The 20,111-nt window shown below is 65.5% G+C and carries 16 protein-coding genes; 12 read left to right on the forward strand and 4 right to left on the reverse strand.

Annotated features, from left to right (window positions below):
* The first annotated feature begins 164 nt into the window (after positions 1–164).
* On the forward strand, positions 165–2,537 hold the full coding sequence (locus HCZ97_RS12925) for an arylsulfatase (protein WP_167689128.1): 2,373 nt from the start codon (positions 165–167) through the stop codon (positions 2,535–2,537).
* Between the two features lie 92 nt (positions 2,538–2,629).
* On the opposite strand, the gene HCZ97_RS12930 is transcribed toward HCZ97_RS12925, so the two are convergent.
* Complete coding sequence (locus HCZ97_RS12930) at positions 2,630–3,892, reverse strand: sodium:proton antiporter (protein ID WP_167689129.1); 1,263 nt, start codon at positions 3,890–3,892, stop codon at positions 2,630–2,632.
* A gap of 270 nt (positions 3,893–4,162) precedes the next feature.
* Between HCZ97_RS12930 and HCZ97_RS12935 the strand changes: the two genes are divergently transcribed.
* Positions 4,163–4,807, forward strand: a complete 645-nt coding sequence (locus tag HCZ97_RS12935) for an SGNH/GDSL hydrolase family protein (protein ID WP_167689130.1) — start codon at positions 4,163–4,165, stop codon at positions 4,805–4,807.
* A gap of 52 nt (positions 4,808–4,859) precedes the next feature.
* Here HCZ97_RS12935 and HCZ97_RS12940 read toward each other — a convergent pair whose 3' ends face one another.
* Positions 4,860–5,567: a TetR/AcrR family transcriptional regulator gene (locus HCZ97_RS12940; protein ID WP_167689131.1), complete on the reverse strand. Its 708-nt coding sequence runs from the start codon at positions 5,565–5,567 to the stop codon at positions 4,860–4,862.
* A 144-nt stretch (positions 5,568–5,711) separates the two neighbouring features.
* Here HCZ97_RS12940 and HCZ97_RS12945 point away from each other — a divergent pair, with 144 nt between their 5' ends.
* Together HCZ97_RS12945 and HCZ97_RS12950 are read left to right on the forward strand one after the other, a co-directional pair.
* Positions 5,712–6,905, forward strand: coding sequence for an efflux RND transporter periplasmic adaptor subunit (locus HCZ97_RS12945; RefSeq protein WP_167689132.1), 1,194 nt, complete (start codon positions 5,712–5,714; stop codon positions 6,903–6,905).
* A gap of 20 nt (positions 6,906–6,925) precedes the next feature.
* Complete coding sequence (locus HCZ97_RS12950; protein WP_167689133.1) at positions 6,926–10,057, forward strand: efflux RND transporter permease subunit; 3,132 nt, start codon at positions 6,926–6,928, stop codon at positions 10,055–10,057.
* Between the two features lie 81 nt (positions 10,058–10,138).
* On the opposite strand, the gene HCZ97_RS12955 is transcribed toward HCZ97_RS12950, so the two are convergent.
* A complete protein-coding gene (locus tag HCZ97_RS12955; protein WP_167689134.1) occupies positions 10,139–11,050 on the reverse strand; it encodes a LysR family transcriptional regulator in 912 nt (303 codons plus the stop codon).
* A gap of 228 nt (positions 11,051–11,278) precedes the next feature.
* Here HCZ97_RS12955 and HCZ97_RS12960 point away from each other — a divergent pair, with 228 nt between their 5' ends.
* From HCZ97_RS12960 to HCZ97_RS12990, 7 genes are all read left to right on the forward strand, one after another.
* Positions 11,279–12,562 carry a TRAP transporter large permease gene (locus HCZ97_RS12960; RefSeq protein WP_175581719.1) on the forward strand — a complete coding sequence of 428 codons (1,284 nt, stop codon included), beginning with the start codon at positions 11,279–11,281 and terminating at the stop codon, positions 12,560–12,562.
* 21 nt (positions 12,563–12,583) lie between these two features.
* The gene (locus HCZ97_RS12965) at positions 12,584–13,558 is read left to right on the forward strand and encodes a TRAP transporter substrate-binding protein (RefSeq protein ID WP_167689136.1); all 975 of its coding nucleotides are present in this window, start codon (positions 12,584–12,586) and stop codon (positions 13,556–13,558) included.
* Between the two features lie 67 nt (positions 13,559–13,625).
* Complete coding sequence (locus HCZ97_RS12970) at positions 13,626–14,183, forward strand: TRAP transporter small permease (protein WP_167689137.1); 558 nt, start codon at positions 13,626–13,628, stop codon at positions 14,181–14,183.
* Positions 14,164–15,354 (forward strand): M20 aminoacylase family protein, encoded by a 1,191-nt coding sequence (locus HCZ97_RS12975; RefSeq protein ID WP_167689138.1) that lies wholly within the window; start codon positions 14,164–14,166, stop codon positions 15,352–15,354. The genes HCZ97_RS12970 and HCZ97_RS12975 overlap by 20 nt, the downstream gene beginning before the upstream one ends.
* 193 nt (positions 15,355–15,547) lie before the next feature.
* A complete protein-coding gene (locus HCZ97_RS12980; protein WP_167689139.1) occupies positions 15,548–16,354 on the forward strand; it encodes a DUF4394 domain-containing protein in 807 nt (268 codons plus the stop codon).
* Positions 16,355–16,455: 101 nt separating this feature from the next.
* The gene (locus tag HCZ97_RS12985; protein ID WP_254871510.1) at positions 16,456–17,031 is read left to right on the forward strand and encodes a sigma-70 family RNA polymerase sigma factor; all 576 of its coding nucleotides are present in this window, start codon (positions 16,456–16,458) and stop codon (positions 17,029–17,031) included.
* Positions 17,019–17,726: an anti-sigma factor gene (locus tag HCZ97_RS12990; protein WP_368484372.1), complete on the forward strand. Its 708-nt coding sequence runs from the start codon at positions 17,019–17,021 to the stop codon at positions 17,724–17,726. Before HCZ97_RS12985 ends, HCZ97_RS12990 begins: the two co-directional genes overlap by 13 nt.
* 107 nt (positions 17,727–17,833) lie before the next feature.
* Here the strand turns inward: HCZ97_RS12990 and HCZ97_RS12995 are convergent, their stop codons facing one another.
* A complete protein-coding gene (locus HCZ97_RS12995; protein ID WP_167689141.1) occupies positions 17,834–18,478 on the reverse strand; it encodes a DsbA family protein in 645 nt (214 codons plus the stop codon).
* Positions 18,479–18,945: 467 nt separating this feature from the next.
* Here HCZ97_RS12995 and HCZ97_RS13000 point away from each other — a divergent pair, with 467 nt between their 5' ends.
* A complete protein-coding gene (locus tag HCZ97_RS13000; protein ID WP_167689142.1) occupies positions 18,946–20,088 on the forward strand; it encodes a cache domain-containing protein in 1,143 nt (380 codons plus the stop codon).
* Positions 20,089–20,111: the final 23 nt, after the last annotated feature.

Genomic DNA, 20,111 nt, shown 5'->3' on the forward strand with positions numbered 1-20,111 from the left:
CGATTGGCCCAGGCTTGGTCGGACGGGCGCGGGTTTGCATTCGCGGGAGCCGAACATGTTCGCATGTTTGCAGGTGGTGCTTGAAAAAGGACTCACCTATACAAGTCCTAATTGTGTGTTAACCTTTTTTCACCACCCGATTCAGTGATTGCAGAGGTACGCCCATGGCCCATCCATTCCAATTCAGGCATGCAATTCAAGGAGGTAGCCTCCTTCTTCTGATCACGGCGGCGGCCTCGGCAAGCGCACAGGATGCGCCGCGCGACGGATCCGTCCTGCCGCTGCCGCCTGCACCTTTCGAAGGGGTCATCACCGAAACATTCGAGGGATCGACCCAGGATTACCCGCAGCCGGTGACACCGCCCGAAGGGGCGCCCAACGTCCTGGTCGTGCTGATCGACGACCTTGGGTTCGGCCAGCCCGGCACCTTTGGCGGGCCGGTTCCGACCCCGGCCATGGATGCCCTTGCCGAAGAGGGGCTGCGCTTCACCCGGTTCCACACCACCGCCATCTGTTCGCCGACCCGCGCGGCCCTGCTCACCGGGCGCAACCACCACCAGAGCGGCTTTGGCACGATCACCGAACTCTCCACTGGCTATCCGGGCTATGACAGCATCTGGCCGCGCTCCACCGCGACCATCGCGGAGATCCTGAAGGATCACGGCTATTCGACCTCGGCTTTCGGCAAGTGGCACAACACGCCGGATTGGGAGACCTCTCCCATGGGGCCATTCGATCACTGGCCGACCGGGCTGGGCTTTGAGTACTGGTACGGCTTCCAGGGCGGTGAGACCAGCCAATGGGATCCGCAGCTGTTCCGCAACACGATCCCGGTCGAGCCGGAGCTGACCCCGGAAGAGGGGTACAACCTGAACGTCGACCTGGTGGACGATGCGATCGAATGGCTGAACCTGCAGCAGTCCATTGCGCCGGAAAAGCCCTATTTCATGTATTTTGCGCCGGGCGCGGTCCATGCGCCGCTGCATGTCAGCCAGGAATGGATCGACAAGTTCGCCGGAGAGTTCGACCAGGGCTGGGACGCGGTCCGCGAACAGACCCTGGCCCGGCAGAAGGATATCGGCGTTGTGCCTGAGGAGACTGACCTGACGCCGCGACCGGAAGAGATCCGGGCCTGGGATTCGCTGGATGCGGATGCGCAAAAGCTCTTCAGCAAGCACCAGGAGGTTTTTGCCGGCTTCCTGGCGCAGACCGATCATGAAATCGGCCGCCTGATCGAGAAGGTGCGCAGCATGCCCGGCGCCGAAAACACGCTGGTCATCCTGATCGCGGGCGACAACGGACCCAGCGCGGAGGGCAGCATCACCGGCACGCTGAACAACATGATGACCCAGAACGGCGTGCCCGACACGGTCGAAGACCAGCTGCCCGTGATGGACGAGATCGGCGGCCCGCTGCATGAGAACCATTATCCTGTCGGCTGGGCCTGGGCGGGGTCCTCTCCGTTCCAGTGGATGAAGCGCGTGCCGTCGCATTTCGGGGGCACCCGGAACGGCATGGTCATCAGCTGGCCGGCACAGATCAGCGATACCGGCGGCATCCGGACACAGTTCCACCATGCCGTGGATATCGCCCCGACCATCCTGGAGGCCGCCGGCATTCCGGAACCGGAGGTGGTGAATGGGGCCGAGCAGATCCCGATGGCGGGCGTCAGCATGGAATACAGCTTTGACGATGCCGAAGCGCCCGGAACGCGGGACACCCAGTACTTCGAGACCGGCGGGCACCGCGCGCTTTACCATGACGGCTGGGTCGCCGCGTCCTTCCACGGCGCCCCCTGGGAGCTGACCGGCTCGGTCGGTTTCGACAATAACACCTGGGAGCTCTACAACATCGAGGAGGACTTCGCGCAGGCCCATGACCTTGCAGCCGAGAACCCCGAGAAGCTGGCAGAGCTGCAGGCGATGTTCGATGAAGAGGCCGAGAAGTTCCAGGTCTACCCGCTGGACGATCGCTTCTCTGATCGGGCCCTGAACCCGGAGCGCCCCTCGGTCACCCGTGGGCGGGACGTGTTCAACTATGCGCCGGGCACGACCCGGGTTCCCGAAGGCAGTGCCGCGCCGGCCTACCAGCGCTCTCACACCATCACGGCAGAAATCGAGGTGCCGGAAGAGGGCGCAAGCGGCGTGATGATCGCCAACGGCGGCTCATCGGCCGGCTACACGCTGTATCTTGAGGACGGCGTGCCGGTCTATGAGTTCAACTTCTTCGCCAAGGAGGTGTACCGGGTTGCCGGTGAAACCCCGCTGGAGCCGGGCGCGCATAGCGTGACGATGATCTATGAGCAGCTTCCCTTCGAGGCCGGGAAAGAGGTCACGGGCGGCACGGCCAAGCTGCTTGTTGATGGGACCGAGGTCGCCAGCGGCGATATCGAGAAGGTCGTGCCCTCGCGCTACTCGGCAACAGAGACGCTGGACATCGGCATGGACCTGGGCTCGACAGTGACGCCGGCCTACCGCGAAGAGGCGCCCTTTGCCTTCACCGGTAGGATCAAGCAGGTCACGGTGGAACTGCAGTAAGGCGACACGCGGTCATCGCCTGCCGTTGCGCAGGACGACGAACAAGGGCCCTGAGCCCGGAAACCGTGGCAGCTGAGCGCTGTCACGGTTTTTCAGTCTGAAGGGGCGGGCGCCTGGTCCTCGATCCGCCGCATCGCCCAGCTGACGCTGAAGCCGTGCAGGATGGTGGAGAGCAGGATGATGAGCCCGACAAGCGCCCAGAGCTGGGCTTCGTCCACGAACTGCATGTGGGTCATCGCGTAGCAGAGGTAGTAGATCGAGCCGATGCCGCGTACGCCGTAGACGGAAATGACGGCGCGGTCGCGGTGCGGCATCCGGGTGCCGATCAGGCTGATCCAGCCCGACAGGGGCCGGATGACCAGGATCAGCACCAGCGCGATCGCGACATGGGTCCAGGTCAGCTGGGCAAAGACCAGCGGCAGGATGGCGCCAAGGCCGATCAGCAGAACGGCCGTCAGCGCATGTTCGATGGATTCGGTGAAATCATGCAATTGGCGGTGGAACTGGTGGTCTTCCTCCATCCGGCGCAGGGTCATGCCCATGACGGCGACGGCGATGAAGCCGTAGCCTTCGATAAGCTCGGTCGAACCGTAGCAAAGCAGGACACCGGCCAGGGCCACCACGCCGGATCCGGTGTTGGCAAGCGGCGCGCCCTTGGGGACCGCGAAAAGCACCAGCGCCAGCGCGCGGCCACCGGCCCAGCCGGCAAGGGCGCCCACGGCAATGCGGTAAACCACGTCAAGGGCCAGCCACTCCAGCGCCCAGGCGCCGGGGTTCAGCCCCTCTGCCGCCACGATCAGACCCATGTAGACAAAGGGAAAGGCCAGCCCGTCGTTCAGCCCGGCCTCTGTCGTCAGGGTGAAGCGGACAGGGTGTTCCTGCCCCTCCTGCGGGGGGCCGACCTGGACATCGGCGGCCAGCACCGGGTCGGTCGGCGCCACGACCGCGCCCAGCAGGATCGCCCCGGCGGCGGTCAGCCCGCCCAGGTGGAAGCCCAGCAGGGCGACCGAGGCGATGGTCAGCGGCATGGCCACCGCCAGCAGGCGCGCCGTCGGGCCCCATTTGCGCCAGGGCCGCAGGCTGTCGATGCGCATGCCGGTGCCGAAAAGCGCCACGATCACGGCCAGTTCGCTGACGACCTCCCATGCGCCGGTTGCGGTGCGCGGGTCCGGGATCGCCGGCATTCCGGGCACGAGCAGCGCGGCGGCGGCACCGAAGATGATCATCAGCGGGGCTGAGGCCGGTTCATCCCGCGACACGAGGCGGGGCAGCCAGCGCGCCGATATGACGATCACGCCGATCACGGCCAGGGCGATATGGTAGGGGTTGAGGCCGAAGAATGCGTCCGAGGTCATAGTCTGTTCAGGTCCGTCCGGGTTTAGGCGCAGGGCCGGGGCTGTTGTTGGGGGCAGCCGAATGCTGCCTTTGGGCAGATAGCGCGTTGACGGGCGAAATCAGGGCCGGTTCGGCCGGAATGGGGGTCTTGGGCCGCGAAGCTGTGTCGATATCCCCTCGGGACGCGGGCATTTCGGCGGCAGCCAAGCGCGCCCGGCCAGGGGCGCAGCTCACGCGATTGGCAGCGCGCGTGCCTTGCCGGCGTCACGGCGAGGACCATCTTTCCCGCCATGAAACGCCTGATCCTGTTCCCTCTCCTGTTACTGGCCGCCTGCGGTCGCGGCGTGCCCGAAGATGCCCGTATCGTGGTGGCGGGTGATTCCGTCATGGCCTGGAACCGCTCTGCCGGTGGGTCCGTCGCGGACCGGCTTGAGGCCGAGCTGCGCGAGCCGGTCGGGGATGTGTCGCTGCCCCTGGCGCGGGTCATGAGCGGGGCGGGCCCGCTGAACATCCCCAGCCAGCTGAGCGGGGTCACGGCGCCCTGGATCGTACTGAACGGGGGCGCCAATGACCTTGCCGGGCGCTGCGAGTGTTCCGATTGCGGCGATGTGCTGGACCAGCTGATCACCGAAGACGGGACCGGCGGCGCGATCCCGGCGCTTGTGGGCGATTTGCGGCAACGCGGGGCACAGGTGATCTGGGCGGATTACTACACCGCGCCGGCCTATGCGGGCACCAGCTGCGAAGCGCCCTACCAGGTGCTGGAAACCCGGTTGGGCCGGATGGCGGCAGCGGATGCGGGCGTGACGCTGGTGGACATGGACGAACGCTTCCGGCCTGACGACCTGACGCTTTTCGCCTCTGACAAGACTCATCCGTCGCCGAAGGGATCGGCCCGGATCGCAGAGCAGATCGCGCCACTTCTGAAACGATAAGGGCGGGGTCGCGCGGGCGTTCCCGTTTCGCGGGCCGCGCGCCCCTTGCAGATCAGCTTTCCGGGGCGTTCTTGCCGGGTTGCAGACCGATCCCGGACAGGAAGACCTTCAACCCCAGGTTCATCCGCGCGTTGATCGTCGCCTCATCGGGGCGGAAGGTGTCATCCAGCATCGGGTCCAGCACGGGGATCTGGATCATGTCGCGCAGCAGTTCCGCTGCTGCACGGCTGTCGAAATCGGCTGGCAGCTCTTCGCGGCTGACAGAGCGGTCAAGCTCCATGCAGATCAGGGATTCCCAGCGACGCGGACCGATCTCAAGACAGCGGCGCCCGAATTCTGGGGAGTCGGGGCCGGACACCACCGCATGGCGCAGGATCGCAAGCGGCATGTCCCAGTTCGGCTTGCGGCGGCGGGCCAGCAGAAGCCTGAGACGGTCCTCAAGGGGCAGGGCGTGTTGCTCGGGTGCGAGCGGTTGCAGGCACTGGTCTACCAGCCGCTCCATATAGGCCATCAGAAGGCCGTCGCGGTCCTCGAACAGCTCATACAGGGTGCGGCGTGACATGCCGGATTCCCGGGCAATGGCGCTGATGGTCAGCATCTGCACGCCGCCCGATCCGAAACGCTTGTCCAGCACGTCCAGGATGATCCGGCGCCGTTCATCGGCCGAATAGACCACTGGGCGGCCCGGCTTGCCACGGCCTTCGCAGCAGCCGGAGCGCGGTTCGCCCCCGTCTTGATCGCTTCGCTGATTTTCGGTCACTGAGTCACCACACATTTACGCCGCGCCGCAGTATGGGCTTGCACATCCTCTGCGCCTCAAATTATGAGACTGCGCAGTCTTCATATTTTCAGTTGGGGCCTGGCTGCAAGCCGATTGTCCCCGTCGCATAGCAAGGAGCCGAAAATGGCCCAGACATACAAAGGGCATGGTGTCAGCTCCCTGATCGTGTCCGCCACGAGCCTGTTGATCGCCCTGGCGGCGTTTTCCACGCCGGCGCGCGCGCAGGAAGGGATGCCGCCGCCCACGGTGACGGTGGTGACCATGCAGCCGCAAACCCTGACGCTGACCTCGACCCTGCCGGGCCGGGTCCGGGCCTCTGCCCAGAGTGAGGTGCGTCCGCAGGTCAATGGTGTCATCACCAAGCGCCTGTTCAGCGAAGGGACCGCGGTCGAGGCGGGGGACTTGCTGTACCAGATCGACCCGATGACCTACGAGGCCAGCGTGGCACAGGCCAGCGCCAGCCTGTCCCAGGCCAAGGCGCAGCTGGGCGCGGCGCAGCGCGAATATACGCGGATGCAGAAGCTGAGCGAACGCGGCGTTTCAAGTGAGCAGGCGCTGGATGATGCGCTGTCGTCGCGCGACGTGGCCCAGGCCGCCGTGGAAGTGGCGGATGCGCAGCTGCGCTCTGCCCAGATCCAGCTGGAACGGACCGAGATCCGCGCCGAGCTTTCCGGCCAGATCGGCCTGTCCGAGGTCAGCCAGGGTGCCCTGGTCACCGCCAGCCAGACCACGCCGCTGGCCACCATCCGTCTGTTGGACCCGGTCCACGTGGATGTGACGCAATCGGCGGCGGACCTGCTGGCCTGGCGTCGCGGATCGGGTGCCACCGAGCCGCGGGCCGACAGTGCCGAGGTCGAACTGACCTTGGCCGATGGCAGCACCTATGAGCACACCGGTCAGCTGACCGCGGCCGAACCCCATGTCGATGAACAGACCGGGGTGATCCAGCTGCGGATGGAATTCGCCAACCCGGACGAATTCCTGCTGCCCGGCATGTATGTCCAGGTGGAGATGCCGACCAACACGGTAGAGGGTGTCTACCTTGCGCCCCAGGAAGGCGTGTCGCGGGACCGCGACGGCAACCCCACGGCAATGATCGTGAATGCCGAAGGCGTGGTGGAACCCCGCGCGCTGACCGTGCTTCAGGACAAGGGCAACATGTGGGTCGTCTCTGACGGGCTGGCGCCCGGGGACCGCATCATCGTCGAAGGGCTGCAGAAGGTTGCGCCCGGCGCGACCGTGAACGCTGAAGAGCGCGCGGCGCCTGCCGAAACCCAGACCGATCCCTCTGCGGCCCCGGCCGCGGCGCAGGACTGACCCAAGGAGCCTTCGCAGACATGGCCCGTTTCTTCATTGATCGCCCGATCTTCGCCTGGGTGATCTCCATCCTCATCATGGGTGTGGGACTTCTATCCATCCTCACCCTGCCGGTGGCGCAGTATCCCCAGATCGCGCCGCCAACCATCGCCGTGCGTGCGGTCTATCCCGGCGCCTCGGCCCAGACCGTGGCCAATACCGTCACCCAGGTCATCGAACAGCAGATGACCGGGCTGGACGGGTTGCGCTACATGTCGTCCAACTCCTCTGCTGCCGGCGCGGCCTCCATCACGCTGACCTTCGAGACCGGGACAGATCCCGACATCGCCCAGGTGCAGGTGCAGAACAAGCTGAGCCAGGCCACCCCGCTGCTGCCCGAAAGCGTGCAGAGGCAGGGGATCCAGGTGCAGAAATCCTCGGCCGGGTTCCTGATGGTGATCTCGCTCATCTCCTCTGACGGGAGCATGAACGAGACCGACCTGAGCGACTACTTGCAGACAAATATCGTGGACGAGATGAGCCGGGTGACCGGTGTCGGCTCTGTCCAGGTCTTCGGGTCGCCCTACGCGATGCGCATCTGGCTGGATCCGTCGCGGCTGTCCTCCTATGAAATCACGCCGGCGGATGTCGTGGCCGCGGTGCGGGCGCAAAACGCCCAGATCTCTGCCGGGGCCTTCGGCAGCCGTCCCACGGCGGAACGGCAGATGCTGAACGCCACGATCACCGCGCAATCGCTGCTGCAGACGCCCGAGGACTTCCGTCAGATCGTGCTGCGGGCCAATACCAACGGCGGCCTCGTGCTGCTGGACGACGTGGCGGACGTGGAGATCGGGGCGCAAAGCTACGAATTCACCTCGCGCTACAACGGCCAGCCGGCAACCGGTATGGCGATCAGCCTGTCGCCGGGCGCCAACGCGCTGTCGACCTCCGAGGCGGTGCGCCACCGGATGGAGGAATTCGCGGCCTTCTTCCCGGAAGGCGTCGAATACGTGGTGCCCTATGACACCACGCCCTTCGTGGAAATCTCCATCGAATCCGTGATGCACACGCTGATCGAGGCTATCGGGCTGGTCTTCCTGGTGATGTTCCTGTTCCTGCAGAACTTCCGCGCCACGCTGATCCCGACCCTGGCCGTGCCGGTGGTGCTGCTGGGCACCTTCGGGATCATGGCAGCGCTTGGGTTCACCATCAACACGCTGACCATGCTGGCCATGGTGCTGGCCATCGGCCTGCTGGTGGATGACGCCATCGTGGTGGTCGAGAACGTCGAACGCGTGATGGAGGAAGAGGGCCTGTCGCCTGTCGAGGCCACGCGCAAGTCCATGGGCCAGATCACCGGCGCGTTGATCGGCATCGCCATGGTGCTCTCGGCGGTCTTCGTGCCGATGGCCTTCTTCGGTGGCTCCACAGGGGTAATCTACCAGCAGTTCTCCGTCACCATCGTGTCGGCCATGGCGCTGTCCGTGGTGGTCGCGCTGACCCTGACGCCGGCGCTTTGCGCCACGATGCTGAAGAACACCGGCCACGGGACCAAGCGCGGGCCCTTCGGCCTGTTCAACCGTGGCTTCGACGGTCTGACCGGGCGCTATGCCGGGGCGGTGCGCTTCATCGTGCGGCGTCCCGTCCGCCTTGGCGTCATCTACCTGATGCTGGTCGCGGCCATGGTCTCTCTCTTCATGCGCACGCCCACCGGCTTCCTGCCGGAAGAGGATCAGGGCATCATGTTCGTGATGATCCAGACCCCCACGGGTGCCACCATGGAGCGGACAGAGGCCGTTCTGAGCCAGGTCGAGGATTACTTCCTGAACGCGGAAGCCGAGAACGTGGATGCCATCTTTGGCGTCGTCGGTTTCGGCTTTGCCGGGCAGGGGCAGAACATGGCGCTGGCCTTCGTGCGGCTCAAGGACTGGTCCGAGCGGACCGATCCCTCGCAAAGCGTGCAGGCGATCAACGGGCGGGCCTTTGGCGCGATGATGCAGATCCGCGATGCCATGGTCTTCCCCGTGGTGCCGCCTGCGGTGACGGAGCTGGGCAACGTCTCCGGCTTTGACAGCTACCTGACCGCGCGGGGCAGCCAGACCCATGAAGAGCTGATGCAGGCCCGCAACCAGCTGCTGGGCATGGCGGCGCAAAGCCCGCTGATCGGCTCTGCCCGGCCCAACGGGCTTGAGGATGCGGCGCAGTACAACCTGGACATCGACTGGCGCAAGGCCGGGGCGATGGGGGTCACCGCGACCGATGTCAGCAGCCTGCTGTCGACGGCCTGGGCCGGGACCTACGTCAACGATTTCATCGATGGCGGCCGGATCAAGCGCGTCTACGTGCAGGGCAACCGGGATTCCCGTGCCACCCCGACGGATACCGAGCTTTGGCGGGTGCGCAATGCCTCCGGCGGGCTGGTGCCGCTGTCCAACTTTGCGACGGGCAATTGGGAAATGGGCGCGCAGGGGATCTACCGCTACAACGGTGTGCCCGCGATGCAGATCCAGGGCTCTCCGGCGCCGGGCGTCAGTTCGGGCGAGGCGATGGCCGAAATGGAGCGCCTGGTCGACCAGCTTCCGCCCGGCTTCGCGCTGGAGTGGACCGGTCTGTCGCTGGAAGAGCGCGAGTCCGGCAATGCAGCCGGCCTGCTTTACGGGCTGTCCCTGGCGGCGATCTTCCTGTCGCTGGCAGCGCTGTACGAAAGCTGGACGATCCCCTTCGCGGTGATGCTGGCCATGCCGATCGGTGTGCTTGGCGCGCTGATCGGGGCCTGGATGGGCGGCTATGAAAACGGCGTCTTCTTCCAGGTGGGCCTGCTGACGGTCATCGGTCTGACGGGCAAGAACGCGATCCTGATCGTGGAATTCGCCCGCGAGCGGCTTCAGGATGGCGAAGACCTTCTGACTGCCACGATCGAGGCCGCGCGCCTGCGGTTCCGGCCGATCATCATGACCTCCATGGCGTTTTCGCTTGGCGTGCTGCCGCTGGTCCTGTCGACCGGCGCGGGGGCAGGCGGGCGCAATGCCATCGGGGCAGGGGTGCTGGCCGGCACGATCTCTGCCACGGTGCTGGGCGTGCTCTTCGTGCCGCTGTTCTTCGTCGGGGTCATGCGGCTGTTCGGATCCCGTAAGGTCCGGGAAGAGGCCCGCGCGGCGGCCCGCGCAGGCTGACACCCGGCCTGATGTGACGGGAAAGAAGGCCCGGTCCCCGTTGAGGGGCCGGGCCTTTTTCTGTGTGCGTGGGCGGCCGCTTCAGTTAAGGGGCTCTGCCAGGACGCGGCTATAGGCGCTGCGCATGGCAGAGACGAAGGCGGTGACCGGACTGCGCTCTGGCCGGTTGGCCAGCTGGACCACCGCCAGCTCAAGCTCAAGCGGATCGGCCAGGGGCAGCATCCGCATGCCGGAGCCCCGCAGCGCGCTGACCGAAAGCTGATCGACCACGGTGCACAGGCCCGCGCCCCGGGCCAGGCCCACCGCGAAGGGAATACTGAGCGCGGTCAGGCGGCGGCGGGGTTCGATCCCGCGCCGGGTCAGCGCGGCTTCCACCAGCGCGCCAAGCGGTGCGTGGATGTTGTGGTTGACGTAGTCGCAGCCCTGCAACCAGGCGAGGTCAAAGACCTCTTCCTCCGCGCGGGGGTGATCGGGTGGCACCACGGCCACCAGCGGCATCATCCCGATGATCCATTGCCGCAGCTCCGGCCTGTTGCCCCAGGCGCCACCGACGCCCAGATCTACGGATCCTTCCTGCAGGGCCGGCAGCTGGTTGCCCTGCCGCCCGCCATCCAGCACGACCTCAAGGTCGGGGAACTGGCCGTGCAGCCTGCCGATGGCGTCGGGCAGCACGGAATTGGCCAGCGCCGCCGTGGCCATGATGCGCAGCGCCTCCTGCTTGCCGCGCCGGATCGAGTCCACCGAGCGTTCGACCTGTCCCAGCCGCTCGAACAGCCCGCCGCTTTCCGCGTAAAGGCGCTGTGCCTCCCAGGTGGGTTCGAGCCGACCGGAGATGTTGCGGAACAGGGTCAGGCCCAGCTCATCCTCGAAGATCTGCAGGTGGCGGCTGATGGTGGGCTGGGACAGGCGCATGGCGCGGGCTGCGGCACTGACGCTGTCGTTTTCGAAAACCGTCCGGAAAACCTGGAGCCGGTGCAGGTTGATGCCGTTCATCTGTCCATCCCCAAGGCTTTTCAGCGCTCATTTTTTCATCATGCCGTCGCAGGCGCCGCGGCCGCCCGGTCAGCGGATCGCGCCGGGCCGCGCTTGCACAGGCTGTCGCAACGGCAATTTCACGTTACAAACCAGCGCAACCTATACGTGGAATGTATGGGTTGGACAATATTTATCGTGTTGCCTATGAGGTTCGGGTTCAGTTGTCTCCGCTGAAAGGAGATATTGATGCCGATCTTACCGTTCCTCTTCCTCTTCGCGACGCTGCTTTCGGGCTCGGCTATCGCCTATTTCGTCGGCGGTGCCACCATCGTCGGGTTCTTCACCCAGGACCAGGCGCGCTTCCTTGCGGCCCTGCCGCAGCGCGCCATGAGCCAGCTGGATGTCTTTGCCTTCCTGGCCATGCCGCTGTTCATCCTGACCGGCGAGCTGATGAACCGGGGCGGTGTGACCCAGGCGCTGATCCGCTTTTCGCTGTCCATGCTGGGCCGCTTCAAGGGCGGCATGGCGCATGTGAACATCCTGACCTCTGTCTTCTTCGCCGGTATCTCCGGATCGGCCACCGCCGATGCCGCCGCGCTTGGCAACACGCTGGTCCCTGAGATGGAGCGGCAGGGCTATTCGCGCGATTACGCGACGGCGATCACCGCAGCCTCGTCGATCATCGGGCCGATCATCCCGCCCTCGATCATCCTGATCTTCTACGGGGCGCTGCTGAACACCTCCGTCGTGGCGCTGTTCGCCGCCGGCGTGGTGCCGGGGCTGATGCTGGCCGCCGTGCTGATGGTGGTCAACGCGATCATGGCGCATCGCCACGGCCATCCCGGTGGCAAGGGATCCGAGATTCCGGCCTTCTGGCCCTCTCTCTTTCAGGCGCTGCCGGCGCTGTCGCTGCCGGTGATCATCCTCTCGGGCATCCTTTTCGGCTTCATGACCCCGGCGGAAGCGGCGGGCGTGGCCTCCATCGCGGCGCTGGCCGTGGGGATGTTCTATGGCAAGCTGACCCGGCGCGACGTCTGCGAGGCGCTGAACCGCACCGTGCTGCTGTCTGGCGCCGTCTTCATCATCCTCGTGGCTGTCGCGACCTTCGGCTACCTCACATCGGTCGAGCAGCTGCCGCGCAAGCTGGCCGAGCTGATCGGAGACATCGGGCTGAGCGCCACCGGCTACATGATCGTGCTGAACATCATCTTCCTGGTCGCCGGCATGATCATGGACGTGAAGGCCGCCGTGGCCCTGCTGGGCCCGCTGCTGATCCCGCCCGCGATCGCCCTGGGTGTCGACCCGGTACACATGGGCATCCTGGTCGGCTTCAACCTGACCGTCGGCCTGCTGACCCCGCCGCTTGGGGGCGTGCTGCTGATCCTGTCGACCGTGGTCGACATTGGCTACTGGCGCCTGGTGCGCGCGACGCTGCCCTTCCTGATTGTCGAGCTGATCCTGCTGGGCGTGCTGATCTACGTCCCCGCGATCTCCCTGACCTTGCCGAGGTACCTCGGCCTCATGAACTGACCTACCAACAGGAGAAAACCAATGAAAAAGACCCTTCTTGCCGCCTCCGTCAGCCTTGCTGCGCTGACCGGCACCGCCGCCATGGCCATGGATGACGTGGTCATCGCCTTCGCCGGGACCGAGGATCTGCAGAACGACGCGGAATATGTCTTCATCAATGCCTTCGCCGAAAGCATGGCCGAGCATGGTGTCGGCGTCACTGTCCATCCGTCCAACACAATGGGCAAGGAAAGCGACCGCTTCGACCAGACCAGCCAGGGCCTGATCGCGGTCAACATCGGCAACGGCGGTTCGCTGATGAAGGCCTCCAAGTGGGCCTCCACGCTGTTCCTGCCGTTCCTGACCTCGGATGAGGCCTCCTTTGACGTCATGGTCGAAGAGAGCGATGCGCTGGACCGGATCAACGAAGAGGCCTCCCGCCTCGGGATCAAGGTGGCCGGTTTCGCCATGCGCGGCGGCTCCCTTGGCCTGTTCAACACCGAAAAGCCGGTAACGAAGATGGCGGATCTGGACGACATGCGTCTGCGCGCCCAGAATGGCGACCAGGTGACCTACATGTCCGCATGGGGCGCCAAGCCCACGGTCGTCAGCTGGGCCGAGACCCCGAACGCGCTGCAGACCGGCGTTGCGGTGGGGCACTTCAATCCGCCTTCGACCGTCGTGGCCGCCGGCCAGGTCGAGCTGCTGGACTACTTCACGCCGCTGAAGGCGGGCCCGGTGCCCAAGGTGATCATGCTGTCTGACGACTGGTACAGCTTCCTGACCGAGGAAGAGCAGGCTTGGGTCGATGAGGCGATTGCCGAGGGCATCGCCGTGAACCGCGAATGGGCGTTGGAACAGGAGCCCTACTTCGAGCAGGTCATCCAGGACGGCGGCATCGAGATCACGCCGCTGGAAGAAGGCGAGCGCGACAAGTTCGTCGATGCCTCGCGCTCGGTCTGGAACCAGATCGTGCCGCAGGAAGACGTCGATTACATCTCCCAATTCATCGACTGATCCCGCGCCATCGCGGGGGCAGGGGCTGGTCCTGCCCCCGTTTCCCATCTTTCCCGCGGAGCCTGACATGACTTTCATTGCAACCTTCCTCGACCGGCTCAGCGCCGGTGTCGATCGCGTGCTGCGTCTGATCGCCCTTGTCGGCCTGGTGCTGATGGTCGCGTTCATCGCGTTGCAGGTTGTCGCGCGCTACGGCTTTGCCGCGCCGCCCGCCTGGACGGAAGAGGCCGCGCGCTACGCGATGGTCTGGGTCGGCCTGCTGGGCGCGTCGATCTCTTTCCGGGCCGGGTTCGATCCGCGCCTGGTCCGGCTGCCCGCGACGCTGCCGCGCCCGGTCCTGGCCGTGGGCGCGCTGCTGCGCGGCGCGGCGGTGGTCGCCTTCCTGGGGCCGATCCTGTTCTACTGCTTCTACGGGCCCGGCCTGAACCCGGCCCGATCCTTCCTGGCACGCAACCTCTACACCACGGCCGAGACCTTCGACATGCCGACGATCTTCGTCGCCGTGACCGTGCCGATCTTCATCATCGCCATCTTCCTGCACGGCCTGGCGCACTGCGCGCGCGGGCTGGCAGGGCCAGTGGCAAAGACTACCGAAAGCAATTCCCATGCCCCCGATCACGCCTGAAACGCTGCGCGCCGATACCGATTTCATCGCCCGCCTGACGGAGCTACGCCAGGACATCCACCGCCATCCCGAAACCGCCTTTGAGGAACACCGGACCTCTGACATCGTGGCCAGCCGGCTGACCGAGCTGGGGATCGAGATCCATCGCGGGCTGGGCGGCACCGGCGTTGTCGGCACCCTGAAGGGCAAGCGCCCGGGCCAGCGGGTCATCGCGCTGCGCGCCGATATGGATGCTTTGTTCATCGAGGAGCAGACCGGGCTGCCCTATGCTTCTGAAGTGCCGGGCAAGATGCATGCCTGCGGCCATGACGGCCACACCACCATGCTTCTGGGCGCGGCAGAGAAGCTTGCCGCCGATCCCGATTTCGCCGGCACCGTCCACTTCATCTTCCAGCCGGCAGAAGAGGGCCTGGGTGGCGCTCGCGTGATGATAGAGGACGGTCTGTTCGACATGTTCCCATGTGACGCGGTCTACGGGGTGCACAACGGCCCGAAAGAGCCGCTTGGCAGCGTCAAGACGCGCGCCGGCGCCTTTATGTCCGCGGGCGACACCTGGGAAGTGATCTTCGAGGGGACGGGCGGTCACGGCGCCATGCCGCATACCGCCACGGATCCCACCGTTGCCGCCGGTCAGTTCATCGCCAGCCTGTCGCAGATCATCTCTCGAAAGGTGCCGTCGACGGATTCCGCGGTGATTTCCGTGGGGCATATCGATGCGGGTGATTACAACAGCCCCAACATCATCCCGTCGCGCGTGGTGGTGCGCGGCACGGCGCGCTCCTACCGGCCAGAGATCCGCGACCTGCTGGAAACGGCCATCGGCACATTCGCCGAGAGCTGTGCCGCCCCGCAGGATGTCACCGCCCGGTTGATCTATACCCGGCGCTACCCGCCGCTGATCAACACGGCCGAGGAAGTGCAGCGGGCTGTTGCGGCGGCCTCTGCTACCGTGGGCGCGGGGGATGTGAACCCCGAGGCCCCGCTGGCCGGCGGGTCCGAGGATTTCTCCTTCATGCTGGAAAAGGTGCCGGGCGCCTACGTGATGATCGGCAATGGCGACGGGCCGGAGGCCGCCTTCGTGCATACGCCGAAGTACGATTTCAACGACGCGCTGACGCCGATCGGCGTGGCCTACTGGGTCAACCTGGTGCAGGCCGAACTGAGCGCCTGATTCCGGATCTTGGAAGGGGGGGCACTTGCGGTTACCGCAGGTGCCCCTTTTTCTTTGCAGCCCCTGATCCGGGGGCCAGATCCCGGCCCTTAATTTTTTTCGGTCTCCTGCATCCAAAGCCGCGCCCCCGCGAGTCAGGGAGGTATCGAGGCTGCGGACACCCCGCAGCCCGCCACCAAACTGGAGAACGACCATGCTGAAGATGACTGCCACCGCGACCCTCGCCCTGCTGGCCCTCAGCGCAACCGGCGCACAGGCCGATCACCACGGCGCGCTCAAGGCCATCGGCCTGAGTGGCGACAAGATGTTGCACATGATCGATGCCGGCACCGCGACGGTCGGGGAGTCCATGGAGGTCACCGGCGTCAACCGTCTGCTGGGCATCGACCTGCGCCCCTCCAACGGGCAGCTGATTGGCGTGACGGAGGCCTTCGAGATCGTGGAGATCGACCCCAAGACCGGCGCGGCCACGGTGATCTCTACCATGGACAAGGAGCTGCCGATCTCGGAGGGCACGCCGGTGATCGTTGATTTCAACCCGATGGCGGACAAGCTGCGCTTCATGTCCGGCACGACCAATCACCGCGTGGATATCGAAAGCGGTGCCGTGACGGTTGACGGGTCGCTGGCCTTCGAAGAGCAGGACATGCACGCCGGCGAGGCCCCCGCCGTTGCCGCTGCCGCCTATATCAACAGCTACGGCAAGCCCGAGAGCACCGCGATGTTCGACATCGACAGCACTATCGTGGCGCTGATCCAGCAGACCTCTCCCAATGACGGGACGCTGGCGGCCATCGGCAAGCTGGGCATCGAGGGGGCGGACACCTATGCCTTCGACATTTCCACGGATGCAGAGGGCACCAACACCGCCTGGCTGGTTGCCGAAGGCCAGCTGCACAATGTGTCGCTGGAGACGGGCGAGGTCACTGAAAGCTGGGATATCCAGGACGGCGGTGACGCCGTGATGCGCGACATCACCTTCATGACCGCAGGCATGTGAACCTGAACCTGACATCGGCTGACGCGGGGTGTTCCCCGCGTCGGTCGGCCCCGGCTTGTGGTCGTTTGACAGTTGCAGCGGCGCAGATTAGCCATTCCGAAATGGCTGATTTTACCGGGGCCAGTACTGGGGGAGTATCCACGATCGTGACGGACCATGCCGCCCTGATCAGCGCCTGCGCCGCAGGCGAGAAACAGGCCCTGAAGACCCTGATGAAGGCAGAAGGCGGGCGGATGCTGGGGGTTGCCCGGCGGATGCTGCGCAGAAGCGACCTGGCCGAGGATGCGGTGCAGGATGCGCTTGTCCTTGTCTGGCGGCGCGCGCATCAGTTCGACGCGTCCCGGGGCAGTGCGAAGGGCTGGCTTTACACGATCCTGCGCAACCGATGCCTGACCATGCTGCGCCAGGAAGACCGGGAAGTCGCAACCGAGGCCGACCAGATTGAGGCGACATCGCAGGAGGCCGTGCTGACAGCTGCCTTCGACGGGTTGGAAACCACGACCGGTTTGCGCCAATGCCTTGAACGGCTTGACGGGGCTACGCGGCAGGCGATCCTGTCCTCTTACGTGTTGGGCCATAGCCATGGCGAGATTGCCGGGCGGCTCGATGCGCCGCTGGGCACGATCAAGGCGCGCGTGCGGCGCGGGCTTCTCAAGCTCAGGGAGTGTCTGTCTTGACGGACCGTTCGCTTGATACGCTGATCGACGAAGTCGTGCTGGGCCTCGCCTCTGACGCGGATATCGCGCGTGTGGAGGCCCTGGCGGACAGCGATCCCGAGGTCGCCAAGCGCCTGGAGCAGGCGCGCCAGACCTTTGCGCCGCTTGATGATACCGCAGAGGTTCTGCCCCTGCCGGAGGGGTTCTGGGAGCGTATCGATGCGCGGCTTGAGGCAAGTGAGGCAGGGGGGACCGTGATCCCGCTTGCTGAAGCGCGCGCGCGACGCATCCCCTGGCGCTCCACCGCCCTGGGGGCGATCGCGGCCACGCTGCTGATGGCGGTCGTTCTTGGCACCACGCTGATGTCCGAACGCGATCCGCTGGTCGTGGCGGTCCTGCTGGATGCGGGCGGAGAGCCCGTGGCGCTGATCGAAAGCGGGGTCGACAATACAACCCGCGTGACCCTGCTGGAGCGCCCCGATGTGCCTGCGGACCAGGTCATGCAGGTCTGGACCAAGCCGGATGAGGATGGGCCGCCGGTGTCGCTGGGTCTGCTGACCGGGGGCAGGTCGCGGACGCTGACGATAGAAGGCCTGCCGGCACCGAACAGCCGCCAGCTGTACGAGATTACGGCGGAACCGGCAGGTGGGTCGCCCACGAACCTGCCCACGGGGCCGATCCTGGGCGTCGGTCTGGCGAAGGAGCCGGTGATCTGAGGATCACACAGGTATCCCTCTTGAGCGGGTGGCGAAACGAAAAGGGCGCGACGGGCGGCTTTCGCTTGCCCCGTCGCGCCCTCTTTTCCATTGATATCGGTGTCGGTTCAGCTGGCCTGGGCGGCCAGCTGGGACAGGATGCTGGTGTAATTCTCAACGCCCTGCGCGCCGGTCACCAGGTGCTTGCGATCAAAGACAATCGCGGGCACGCCGGAAATACCCTGTTGTTGCCAGAAGTGTTCCTCGCTTCGGACCTCATTGGCAAAGCGCTGGTCCTTGAGCACGGCAAGGGCTTCATCGCGGTCCAGGCCGACCTCGGCCGCGATATCAGCCAGGACGGCATCGTCGGAGAGGTTGCGTTGGTCCGTGAAATGGGCGGCAAAGAGCGCCTGTTTCAGGTCATGCTTGCGCCCCTGCTGGTCGGCCCAGTGCAGCAGCTGATGGGCGTTGAAGGTGTTGTGCATGTGCGACGAGTCGCTCCAGCGGAACGCGAAGCCCAGCTCATTGCCCAGGGCAGAGATATGCTGGCGCGCCTGTTCGGATTGCTCCGGCGTGCTGCCGTATTTCTCTGCCAGGTGCTCGCGCGTGTTCTGCCCTTCGGGGGGCATTTCGGGGTTCAGCTCGAAGGGATGCCAGTGGATTTCATGCTCGGTCCCGGTGGCCTCAAGGGCCTGGGACAGCTGGCGGTAGCCGATGAGGCACCAGGGGCACATCACGTCGGAGACGATATCGATACGTAGGGGCGTGGTCATGGTCTTTTCTTCCGATCCGGGCAGGGGGCTGCGCCAGGCAAGGGCGGCAATCGAAGGGTTCTGGCGGTGGGGCGGTGCGCGTCGCCACCGGTTGAAAGGCTAGATAGGTTTCCTGTCCGCCGATTGCCATAGGGCAGGGGATGGCGCGAGGGACATAGGTATGGGGCGTGACAGCCGGGGCCGTGTTGTCCCTTGCTGATCGAGCCTGCGATCGTGGTGACATCACGTTCCCGTGGAAAGCCGCGATTGCTGGGATCTGTTGCCATCTGTCCTTTCCTTTCAGGTCCGAGTGCTGGCATCCTGTGCCCCAAGCGGTCCTGCAAGCCAGGCCCAAAAATTGGCCCGTGACCCTTTGGCAGACAGGGCGGCTGGATCGCGGCCACGTCCGCCTGCGTGCCTGTTACAAGTTCAACGTGGAAAGCCCGGGCCCCGGGCGTTTCCGTCTATATGTTTTGAGGAATACCCCCATGCCCAGAGCTCCAGCCGATCCAGCAGAAGAGGTGCAAAGGCGCAGCCGGGACGGCAAGCAGATGACGCTTGCGGGCTCTGCCTATCTCTTTACCTTCGGCACACTTCTGTTGATCGGCATCGCTTCGGCGGTGGTGGTCTCTGCGCGGTCTGTCGGGTTGGTGGATTCCACCCTGGATGCAGCCGTGCGCAGCCGGACCCAGGCCGCGAGCGAGCTCTTCGGGCGGATGCTGCAGGAAGAATGGCACGACGTGACCTACCTCGCAGAGCGGATCGGCGCGGCCAGCCCGGAGCAGGTGGAAGAACTGCTGAGGGGAATGCGTGGCGACGGCAGCCAGGTTTCCTGGGTCGGTTACGCGGATGTGCAGGGGCAGGTGCGCGCGGCGACAGACGACATTCTTGTGGGCGACAGCGTTGCGCAGCGTCCCTGGTTCCGTAATGGCCTGAAGGGTAGTTTCGCCGGCGACCTGCATGAGGCGGACCAGCTGGCCGACCTGCGGCAACCCGAAGCGGAAGAGCCGCTGCGTTTCGTCGATCTTGCCAGTCCGGTCACCGATGCCGCGGGCGAGGTAAAGGGCGTTGTCGGCACCTATATCGATAGCGCCTGGGTGGAAAAGGAACTGCGTGAGACGGGGCGCATGCTGCGGCTTGATCTTTACCTGATCAATCCGAACGGCCGGGTCGTGATGGGGCCGGAAGGCAGCAACCCGGGCCGCGAAGAGCTGGAAATCCTGGGGGCCGCGCGGACCGGGGCCAGCGCCTCGGGGAGGGAAACCTGGCCCGATGGGCATGATTACTTTGCCGCTCTGGTGCCCTCTGTCAGCTACGGCGATCTGCCCAGCTTCGGCTGGCGCATGGCGGGCCGCATTCGGGCCGATATCTACCGCCCCGGCATGCAACACCTGCAGGGCACGGTGATCAGCGCCCTGGTCGTGGCGGCGATCCTGCTGGCGGCGACCACGATGGTCTACGTCCGCGCGGTCCTGCGCCCGATCTCCCGCATGGCCGAGACGGCCCAGAAGATCTCGGAAGGGGTGGATGTCTATCCGCCTGAATCCCATTCAACGGAAGAGGCCGGGGTCTTCTCTGTCGCGCTGGTGAAGTTGCAGGCCATGATCATGCCGGGCCAGAGGTGGCGCTGAACCAGCCTTGATCGCAGGGCCGG

The sequence above is a fragment of the Pseudooceanicola sp. HF7 genome (assembly GCF_011806405.1).
Lineage (GTDB): Bacteria > Pseudomonadota > Alphaproteobacteria > Rhodobacterales > Rhodobacteraceae > Pseudooceanicola.